Origin of the sequence: Tumebacillus lipolyticus (assembly GCF_042682745.1) — a bacterium.
Lineage (GTDB): Bacteria > Bacillota > Bacilli > Tumebacillales > Tumebacillaceae > Tumebacillus_A > Tumebacillus_A lipolyticus.
In genome coordinates this window covers 138,144-145,349 of record NZ_JBHUIO010000006.1, presented here as the reverse complement: position 1 = coordinate 145,349, position 7,206 = coordinate 138,144, and the positions used below count along the sequence as shown (strand labels likewise).

General features: G+C 49.5%; 5 protein-coding genes. All 5 read left to right on the top strand.

The annotated features are described in order from the left end of the window. The first annotated feature begins 292 nt into the window (after window positions 1–292). Window positions 293–643 (top strand): LytR/AlgR family response regulator transcription factor, encoded by a 351-nt coding sequence (locus ACFSOY_RS12180; RefSeq protein ID WP_386047030.1) that lies wholly within the window; start codon window positions 293–295, stop codon window positions 641–643. Window positions 644–962: 319 nt separating this feature from the next. Beyond that, complete coding sequence (locus ACFSOY_RS12175) at window positions 963–4,046, top strand: hybrid sensor histidine kinase/response regulator (RefSeq protein ID WP_386047028.1); 3,084 nt, start codon at window positions 963–965, stop codon at window positions 4,044–4,046. Window positions 4,047–4,251: 205 nt separating this feature from the next. Next, the gene (locus tag ACFSOY_RS12170) at window positions 4,252–4,539 is read left to right on the top strand and encodes a YaaL family protein (RefSeq protein ID WP_386047026.1); all 288 of its coding nucleotides are present in this window, start codon (window positions 4,252–4,254) and stop codon (window positions 4,537–4,539) included. A 231-nt stretch (window positions 4,540–4,770) separates the two neighbouring features. Beyond that, window positions 4,771–5,973 carry an ATP-grasp domain-containing protein gene (locus ACFSOY_RS12165; protein ID WP_386047024.1) on the top strand — a complete coding sequence of 401 codons (1,203 nt, stop codon included), beginning with the start codon at window positions 4,771–4,773 and terminating at the stop codon, window positions 5,971–5,973. A gap of 21 nt (window positions 5,974–5,994) precedes the next feature. Beyond that, window positions 5,995–7,203 carry an MFS transporter gene (locus ACFSOY_RS12160; RefSeq protein ID WP_386047022.1) on the top strand — a complete coding sequence of 403 codons (1,209 nt, stop codon included), beginning with the start codon at window positions 5,995–5,997 and terminating at the stop codon, window positions 7,201–7,203. Window positions 7,204–7,206 lie beyond the last annotated feature (3 nt).

The window sequence follows — 7,206 nt, the reverse complement described above, 5'->3', positions numbered from 1 at the left end:
TTGGGAAGGCAAACTTGAAAATCGGAATAGTGGATCGCCTCTACGAGTAAAAAACGGATAATTCGACAAGATGAGAGAGGAAATCGAACTCATTTTGTCAAATAAATTGATTTGCACTTACTTTTGTATATTATATTATTTATTATAATGAATTGGGCCCGAGCGTATGCTTGCACTACATACATCTCTACAAACGGGACGCCATCTGTGTAGAATTCATGCTTTGTCGAAATTCGCTATAATAACCGAAGAGAATGATAAAGGTCTGTCTGATAGGAGGAGGCCATCTGCAATGAAAGTGATCTTGGTTGACGATGAGCTTCTCGCGTTGAAGAAGCTCGAAAAGCTGCTCAGCGAATTTGACGAACTTGAAGTGATCGGTTCCTATCAAAATGTACAACATGCTCTGCGTGAGATCGAACAGCTTCGGCCAGATGTTGTCTTTCTTGACATCAACATGCCGGAGATCAACGGACTGCAGATGGCGAGAGTGATCAGAGAGCGTGCACCGCTCACGAGCATCGTCTTTGCGACCGCCTACAATTCCTATTTGCAAGAAGCGTCCGAACTCGATGCGCTCGACTATATCATGAAACCGATCCAAAAAGAGCGCCTGGTCAACACGTTGCAACGCTTGCGGTGAGCAAGCGCAACCGACCGACTGCCAACAGTGGCGAAAAAACGATCGAGGTGCGCTATATTCTGTCGACGAAGTGCGGTGTGCGTGCAGATGTCAGGGAGTGCGAGCGGTGGAGCGAGGAGGAACTAGCGGTGTGCATCGGGAAGAAGAACAGATCACATCGACGATTGGCGACAGCAGTTGAGCCGGACCTTGCCACCTGCTCGCTTCGACATTTCGCTGTTCGAAAATTCACTGAATGAAAGCGCGTGCAAAGCGTCAAATTAGATCGTTTGAAGACGAAGTATTAGGAATACTAAATCCATTCCGGAGTTATGAGCTGATGTCGAAAAAAAGGATTCTTCTCATCATTGGGTTGTTTCTGGTCGTGTTGACCGCTCTGCGTTTGGGCTGGTTTTACCTTCATCACCCCCCAGATCATCCAAAAGTTGTGCAAGGTGTATTAGATCTGAGAAATTGGGACTTTCCCGACGATCGAACGATCACCTTGGATGGGGAGTGGGAATTCATCCCTGCTCGCCTGCTGACACCGGGGATCGAAGGGGATCACACCGCTATAGCCGATGCGAAAAAAAGCTACATTCAAGTTCCTGGCAGATGGGACGACTCCTTTTCGGACGAGCAAGGCGCTCGTTTGCATTACGGCACATATCGGCTAAAGATTCTCGTCGATGATGACAACATGCAGACGTTTGGAATCAGAGTGGTCGACATCCAAAGCGCATCAGAAGTTTATGTCAACGGAAGATATGTAGAGGGAGCAGGTCGTCCGACGGAGCAGCGTGAACTGTACACGGCACGAAATGTGCCCTATCAGGGGTCTTTTCGCGCTGATCAGAATGAAATCGAGGTTTTGATTCGCGTCGCCGATCACATGGAGAGTGTGAAGGGGAGCGGAATTAAAAAATCGCTCAAGTTCGGCTACTATGACGCGGTTGTAAATGAGTCGCTTTTCTCGGTGGGCATGCAGCTTTTGCTGTGCGTCGTGCTGTTCTTGCACGGGATGTATGCGGCGATTCTCTATTTCTTTCGACGTCAGAACAGAATGCTGCACTTCTCTCTCTTGGTGCTCTCCACGATCATCAGCGTGTTGGTAGTGGAGAGCAAGCTGCTATTCGTTTGGTTGCCGATCAACTCGGAGTGGGCGATCAAGCTGCTCTACCTCTCCTATACGGGCGTTTCCGCCTTCCTGCTTCAACTGGTGGGACAGTTGGTGCCAGAATTTAAACGGATGAGATCTTTTCGCTGGCTGACCGCGCTTTGCATCCTGTTTGCCCTCTATATGTTGCTCGTGCCCTATGAGTACACGATGATGCCAAACATTATGCTGATCTTCGTGCTGATGTTGCCCGCTCTGGCGATCTGGAGCACCCTGTTCCGAGCTGCCGGCCAGGGCAAAGCGGACGTGATCTATCTGTTGCTCGCCGCCACCAGCGTCACGACCAACATCGTGTGGGCGATCACCCAAAGCAGAGGCTTTATCGAGGAAACATACTATCCGTTCGATCTGATCATCGCCTTCCTCAGCTTTGCAGCCTATTGGTTCAAGCGGTTTTTCTGGGCGAATGAGCAGACCGAACAGCTGGCCGACAAGCTGCAAAAAGCGGACAAAATGAAGGACGATTTTCTCGCCAACACCTCGCATGAGCTGCGAAACCCGTTGCACGGGATGCTCAATATCGCGCAGACCGTTCTTGACGATAACAGCAAGCGGTTGGATGAGAAAAACAAGCAGAGCCTTGAATTGCTGATCAAAGTCGGTCGGCGCATGTCGCTCATGCTCAACGATCTGCTCGATGTGACACACCTGCAGGAGCGCGCAATTCGCTTGGAGCTGCGGACCCTGCGCGTGCAGTCTGTCGCTGTGGGCGTGCTCGACATGCTCCGGTTTATGACAGATGGCAAGCCGATCCGGTTCATCGTCAACATTCCCGATTCGTTTCCCGCTGTCAGCGCGGACGAAAACAGGTTGACGCAAATCCTGTTCAACCTGCTGCATAATGCGATCAAATACACGCGGGAAGGTGAGATCACGATCGGCGCCGATGTCAAAGGGGGAATGGCGCATCTGCACATTCAAGACACCGGAATCGGCATCGCGGACGATGAGCTGTCCAGAATCTTTCAGCCCTATGAGCAGGCAGACTCTTCGATCACCAGCGCCGGCGGGGGCTTGGGGCTCGGGCTGAGCATCTGCAAACAGTTGGTCGAACTGCACGGCGGCAGTTTGCAGGTCAGGTCGACAGTCGGACAGGGGTCTGTGTTCACGTTTACCTTGCCGCTCTCCCGATCGGCAGACGAAGAGCAGTGGGCGATGAGCGAGGATGTTCAGGCGGATGCGCGGGCGGAGTCGGCAGCTGAAGCGATGCCGATGCTGATGGATGAAAGTCGCTCATCTGTCGTCACGACCGCTTTGGACAGGCCGAGGATCTTGGCGGTGGACGACGATCTGATCAATCTGAAAGTGTTGGAGAACCTGCTCTCTGCAGAGCAATACCAGATCACCGCGGTGACGAGCGGTTCGGATGCGATCGCCAAACTGGAAGCGGAGCACTATGATCTGGTCATCGCCGATGTGATGATGCCGCAGATGTCCGGCTATGAACTGTCGCGAACCATCCGCAAGCGCTACTCGATCTCCGAGCTGCCCATCCTGCTCTTGACTGCCCGCAGCCGCTCAGAAGATATCTATGCTGGATTCGATGCGGGGGCGAACGACTATGTGACAAAGCCGATGGATGCGTGGGAGCTGAAGTCCCGGGTGCGTGCGCTGACCGATCTGAAGCGCTCGATCGTCGAGCGGCTGCGCATGGAAGCAGCATGGCTTCAGGCGCAGATTCAACCGCATTTTTTGTTCAACACGTTAAATTCGATCTCTGCGCTCAGCGAGATCGACACGAAACGGATGCAGGCGCTGCTCGACGTGTTCAGCACTTATCTGCGCATGAGCTTCGACTCGCATATTTCAGACCGAGTCGTACCGCTCGATCGGGAATTAGCGTTGGTTCGCTCCTATCTGTACATTGAGAAGGAGCGCTTCGGCGATCGGCTGCAGATCCTCTGGGAGGTGGACGAACAGGTCAACCTGTTCCTACCGCCGCTGTCGATCCAACCGCTCGTGGAAAACGCGGTCAAACATGGCGTGTTGCGGCGCTCGCGCGGCGGCACGATCCGCATTCGGCTCCTCGATCATGCGACGCACGCTGAACTGTCGATTGAAGATGATGGTGTGGGGATGGCGGAAGAACGACTGCGCCAAGTGATGGCAGGGCAAGCGGAGCAGCATGCTGGCATCGGTCTGCGCAATACGGATCGCCGGTTGAACCAGCTATACGGAAAAGGATTGCAGATCGAAAGCGCCCCCGATCGAGGCACTACCGTCAGATTTGATATTCCCAAACGGTAGGTTCTGGCAGGTCTGCTCACCTTGCGACCACATCATCTGGGCATGCGTTCGCCTCAGTTGGCTGATGGCGCTGTTCTCACGCCACCAGCCACTGAAGAGGAGCAGCTTTTCACGAGCAAAAAAACAGGGTTGCCTGTCATATCACCGCACTCGCTTGACTATACTTCTACTACTAAAACCGTTTGAACCTACGAGGAGGGGTTTGGTGACGAGCGAGGCGGGGAAGCCGTGGATGCGGGTGACAGAATGGTTGCGAGGAAGGAAACAGGAAGAGGAACCGACGGAGCTTGAAAAGTTGCAGGTGGAGATCGAGCAGGCGCGCGAGGAGTGGGCGATCGCCAGACAGCATATCGATCATGTGTCCGATCCGGAGCTGATCGATCATGCGATCTATTATCTCGAAGCGGCGGAGCGCAAATACGGGTTCCTGCTTCGCGAAGCCAAGCGGTTACAAGCAAACGTACAGCAGCAGTCCAGAGCGCTCCTCGAATAGAGGGGCGCTTTTACTTACTCAAGATATTTTGGTGTGCGGGGAAGATTGGATGAAACGCAAAATTCAGATCCAATCGAGTAATTCATAAAATACATACAACAAATAGAGTTACAGCAAATCACCTAAATGTATAATAGAAGATAAAAAGGAAACTATTGACATATTATTGGGTTTCCTATATAGTGAAATACATAATAAAAAAGAAAATAAATCATCGGGGGGTTATGTATATTGTCAATTCTTATTCTGAATGTACTGCCAGCTCATTTAGCTAATTATCAAGAGTGGCTACAAGATTCTAGTGAAGAACTGTACTTATTTACTGACGAACGAATTGTTGATCAATTTGATGGGTTTGCTTATAAAAAAGGATTTGTACAGTACCGAGACAATGGTCTCGTGGAGACCGAAGCTGTTCGTCTACATCAGGAAAAACAGTTCCGCGCAGTGATTGCCCTTGACGAACGTGATATCGAGAGGGCTGCGCGTATTCGGGAGTATTTAGGGCTTGCAGGACAAGGTATAGAGAGCGCTACCGCTTTTCGCAACAAAGTACGAATGAAAGAAATCGCCCGAAGAGCCAATCTCCCAGTTGCAAATTTTCAAGTGATTCCAAACGCTTTAGATCTGTATTCTTTTATCGAAGCAAATGGATTCCCTATAGTCGTTAAACCGATCTGTGGATTTGGCGCTGTCAATACTGAAGTGTTGCGTTCCTGGGAGGATTACGACAGGTTTGTGGAAGTGGGAATTCCTCAAGATATGATGGTGGAATCGTTTGTAGAGGGAAATATGATTCAATGTGATGGGTTGATGGTCGATGGCAAAATCGTTTTTGCTTCTGTGGGGAAACTGGTGCACTCTTGTCTGTCCTTTTACGACAATGAGGGGGTGATGATTACACTGATTTCCCCTGACAATCCACTGTTCAAGAAAGCGATGGATTTTACTACTACCACCATTCAAGCATTCCCTGTTCCAAGAGTGAGTTCATTCCACTGTGAAATGTTTGTGAGGCAGAACGGCGAACTGGTCTTGTGCGAGATTGCGTCCCGTACGGCTGGTGCACAAGTTGGCGAAAGTATCCGCCAAGCATACGGGGTACACCTTGATAAAGCATGGACTCGTCTTTCGCTCGGTTTAAATGAGGAGTTACCTCCTTTGAAAAACCCGAAAAAGCTTACGGGCATATATTTGATTCCAAAGCGCTCTGGTATATTGCAGTCGACAATTGACCAGTTTCCATTCAATTGGGTCACCGAATACAATCAGCGAGTAACACCAGGAACTGTCACTCGTCGTTCGTTAAGCGTAGTAGGGACGATTGGAAGTGTTGTATTCGAAGCAGACTCAGAAGAACAGATGGAGGAGCGGATCCACAAGCTTTTGAAATATGTGCGAGAACATATCACATGGGGGCCAGTTCCTGAATAGGTCTGAGGAGACAGTATGAACGTGAACCAACTCACTCTACTAAGAGCGAATAGGAATTTCAAAAATGTATTTTTGGGCACGATCTTGACTTCATTTTTCGGAAGAATGTTTACCTTTCTGATCCCTATCTGGGTGTATGAAGCAACCAAATCAGACGTTTACGTCTCCGCTTCAAACGTAGTTACGATGGTTGCCACGCTTGTTGTCGGTGTGATGTCTGGTGTTTATATCGACCGCCACTCGAAAAAAAACCTGTTGGTGTGGACTCAGCTTTTGACTGCCTTGGTTTTGCTATTGCCTCTCATCAGTGAAAATTTGTTTAACCAACCACTTCTGATCCTGAGCCTCATCTTTATAATCACCGGACTGAGTAGAATCATGTACACCACTCGTGTAGCAATCATCAACACGATCGTAAGTAAGGATGAGCTAATTACCGCTAATTCGATGATGGCAAGCCTGTTCTCTTTCTCCATGGTACTTGGCCCTTCTGCCCTTGGCGCTGGTTTGTTGATCATCGGATATCAAGGATTTTTTTGGGTCTCCGTTGCACTCTTTTTTCTCTCCGCTGCCTTCTCGCTACGTCTTGTACTAGACGAAAGCAAGGTCAAAATCAAGCCAAAAAAAGGTTTGATCACCGAAATCACCGAAGGGTGGCAACTACTCAAGGGGAATCGCGCGTTATTTGGTTCCTTGCTTTTTACAACAATCTTCATGTTTTCAGCAAGCATCATAAGTGGTTTGATCTACTTGTTTTTGATCGATCACGAGCCAGACTCTGCAAAAATTTTTACGATCAGTGCCAGCATCCAAGGAGTAGGTAGTATTCTAGGTAGTATTTTGGTCACGAAGGTTTCTAAACTACAGGTGCATCGAATAACAGCTGGTACAGTGTTCGCGATCGGATTGCTCGATATGGTTTTCCTACTCTTTTACAGTACTGCGACCCTACTGGTCGTTTGCTTCCTTAATGGAATATTGCAACAGGTCACAATGATATTGATGGGAACTCTCTATCAAAAAAACTGCCCGAACGAATTTGTTGGCCGGCTGGTAGGGTTTAGACAAACGTTCATCAATTTGTTCAGCATTCTCGCGGTGACAATCGCAATGGCATTACTAGTCTGGTTCAGTCCAACTTCTGTAATGATCGCAGCGTCTGTATTGATCTTGCTGTCGGCAGGGTTCGGTTTTCGCTATGTCCGAGATTCTACGACAACAGAAAGGTGAGGA